Source organism: Vibrio sp. 970 (assembly GCF_033339075.1).
Map to the genome: position 1 here is coordinate 1 of NZ_JAWOTW010000695.1, position 545 is coordinate 545.

1 pseudogene is annotated in these 545 nt (G+C 46.8%); it reads right to left on the minus strand.

Annotated elements, in window-relative coordinates:
* A pseudogene (locus R7Q11_RS28670) lies at positions 1-416 on the minus strand (flagellar motor switch protein FliG); the annotation flags it as partial.
* Between the last annotated feature and the right edge of the window lie 129 nt (positions 417-545).

Below are 545 nucleotides of genomic sequence, written 5' to 3' on the forward strand. Positions count from 1 at the left end.
CTTGCCACTTGGCGTGGGTCCATCCATTTCAATGAATCCAGACCTTTCGAACCGGTACCCAGCAGAATTTGATCAACCAAGTTGTTCGCTTTGTCTTCACCCAGCGCGGCCACCAAGGCATTACGCATAAAGTCTTCGCTGCCCATACCAATGTTGGTGTATTTCTGGATATCTTCCAAAAACGTACGGTGCACCGCCGATACTTTCTCTTGGCTTAAATCTTTTGCACGCGCCATTGCACTACCAACACGCTGTACTTGTTTCGGTTCTAAATGACGGATGATGCCAGCCGCATCTTGCTCATTCAGACTTAATAACAAAATGGCCGCTTTCTCTTCACCAGTAATGGTGGAGGCATCAAACTCAACTGGCATGCCTGCGCCGTTTTCATCTTGAGGTACGATATCGTTAGCCATTTTCGTTCATCCAGTTTTTCACAACTTGAGCCGCTAGCTCTGGTTCGTTCGCTACAAGTGCACGAACCGCTTTCAGTACGTCTTCATCTTTATGAAGGTTAGGCAGATCGATACTTGAACCAAATTCAA